General features: G+C 68.9%; 4 protein-coding genes, 1 tRNA gene and 1 pseudogene. 4 read left to right on the top strand and 2 right to left on the bottom strand.

The features are described 5' to 3' along the window. The 3 genes from ACWDNU_RS45455 to ACWDNU_RS45445 form a co-directional block, all read left to right on the top strand. A partial coding sequence (locus ACWDNU_RS45455; protein ID WP_449673396.1) for a hypothetical protein occupies positions 1-241 on the top strand: 241 nt, incomplete at its 5' end. A gap of 55 nt (positions 242-296) precedes the next feature. Beyond that, complete coding sequence (locus ACWDNU_RS45450; protein ID WP_355271183.1) at positions 297-650, top strand: DoxX family protein; 354 nt, start codon at positions 297-299, stop codon at positions 648-650. Between the two features lie 102 nt (positions 651-752). After that, positions 753-1,235, top strand: a complete 483-nt coding sequence (locus ACWDNU_RS45445; RefSeq protein WP_355271185.1) for a DUF4126 domain-containing protein — start codon at positions 753-755, stop codon at positions 1,233-1,235. A 45-nt stretch (positions 1,236-1,280) separates the two neighbouring features. Here ACWDNU_RS45445 and ACWDNU_RS45440 read toward each other — a convergent pair. Further along, a tRNA-Arg gene (locus tag ACWDNU_RS45440) sits at positions 1,281-1,353 on the bottom strand. 85 nt (positions 1,354-1,438) lie between these two features. Next, positions 1,439-1,678, bottom strand: coding sequence for a DUF7919 family protein (locus ACWDNU_RS45435; RefSeq protein ID WP_449673397.1), 240 nt, complete (start codon positions 1,676-1,678; stop codon positions 1,439-1,441). Between the two features lie 10 nt (positions 1,679-1,688). On the opposite strand from ACWDNU_RS45435, the pseudogene ACWDNU_RS45430 reads away from it, so the two are divergent. Beyond that, positions 1,689-1,781: pseudogene (locus ACWDNU_RS45430) on the top strand (gamma-glutamyltransferase); the annotation flags it as partial.

Below are 1,781 nucleotides of genomic sequence, written 5' to 3'. Positions count from 1 at the left end.
GCGCGAGAAGCTGCCGCAGGTCGGTGACCTGGCCGAGGCGTTCGGCGAACGGCGCCCGTTCCTGGAGTCCGGCCGGATCCGGCCCCTGTCACCGTCGGTGCTGCTGAGCCTGTTCGCTGGCCCGATCGTGCTGTTCAACATGGCCCACATCGTGAATCGTCAGCCGCTGTCCGCGGCCGACTTCGAGCCGATCGCCAAGGAACTCGCCGAGGCGTTCGTCCGCGCGGTCGGCGCGCCGTAGCCCGCCGAGTGCTTCTCCGGCCGAACCGTTTTCGCACCACCGAAGGAGAGGTCCTATGTTCGCCGCCTACCTCGTCTGCACGCTGCTCACCGCGAGCGCCGCCGCCGTCGGATGCTGGATGAACTATGCCCGCCACCCCATCCCGGTCGCCGCGGCGAAGGTGGTCCAGGTGCCCCAGTCCTGGATTCCCGTCATGGGCACCCTCCTCGGCGCGGGCGCCCTCGGCCTGCTCGCCGGCCTCACCTTTCCGGTCCTCGGCATCGCCGCCTCGACCTGCCTGGTCCTGTACTTCCTCGGCGCCGTCATCGCCCACCTCCGCGTCCGCGACTACGCGCTGGGCCCCGTCTCCGCCTTCCTGACACTGACCGTCGTCACCCTCGCGGCGACCCTGGCCTACCGCCTCGGCTGACCCAGCGCCGCAGCGGGAGCTGAGTTCGGCACGGTCGGGCGGGTATCTTTCAAGCAGGAATCGATGACACGTTCGGTATCGCGCCAACGGGACGGAGGCTCCGTGACACACGCGCTGGTATTGCTGTTCGCCCTGCTCATCGGTGTGGTCGCGGGTCTGCGGGCGATGACCGCGCCCGCGGTGGTGGCCTGGGGCGCCTGGCTGGGCTGGCTACCGGTGGCGGGCACCTGGGCCGACTGGACCGCGCACTGGATCACCGTGACCGTGCTGACCATCCTGCTGGTGCTCGAGTTGATCACCGATCAACTCCCGTCGACCCCACCCCGCACGGTGCCCCCACAATTCCTGGCCCGGATCGCCACCGGCGCGTTCGCCGGCGCCGTCATCGGTGCCGGCTGGAACGACACCTTCGTCGCGCTGATCTGCGGCGTGATCGGCGCGGTCATCGGCACCCTGGCCGGATTCCGCGCACGACGACTCCTGGTCGAGCGAACCGGCGGCCGCGACTTCCCGGTCGCCTTGGCCGAAGACATCCTGGCCGTCGGCGGCGGTTTCGCCATCGTGGCACTGACCATGAACCTCTAGGCCGTCGGCCGACCGGTTGAACTGTGGAAAATTCTGCGCAGGTTGTGCCCTCGGCAGGATTCGAACCTGCGACACCCGCTTTAGGAGAGCGGTGCTCTATCCCCTGAGCTACGAAGGCGGGGTTGGTCGGGGTCGGGTTGGGCCCGGTTCGACCGTGCCGAGTATAGCGTGCGGGGGGTACGGGGAAGCAAAGCTGGGGATGGCTAGTCGAGCTGGCGTTCGGCGTTGTCGGGGATCCAGGGGAAGGGGAGGTCGGGCCAGCGGGCGGTGGGCCAGGTGGTGAGGTCGATGGCTAGGACGGCGTCGATGAAGGACTGGGGTGGGCGGTAGGCGTGGGTGGTGATGTAGTGCCGGATCATGGATGGGGCGGCGTAGGCGGTGCCCGGGGCGCCGGGGATGCGGACCTCGCCGGAGTGCTCCGGGGCCTCGGCTGCCGGGCACAGGTCGCAGGCCCTTACTATCGAGCAGGAGGGTGGTAGTGGGATTGTGGTGCCCGGGCGTGGGTTCCTGTTGAACAACGAGTTGACTGACTTCTCGTTCGTGCCT

This window comes from Amycolatopsis sp. NPDC003676, from assembly GCF_053587275.1.
Note: the sequence above shows the minus strand (reverse complement) of the source record. Positions and strands in the feature narration are given on the sequence as shown.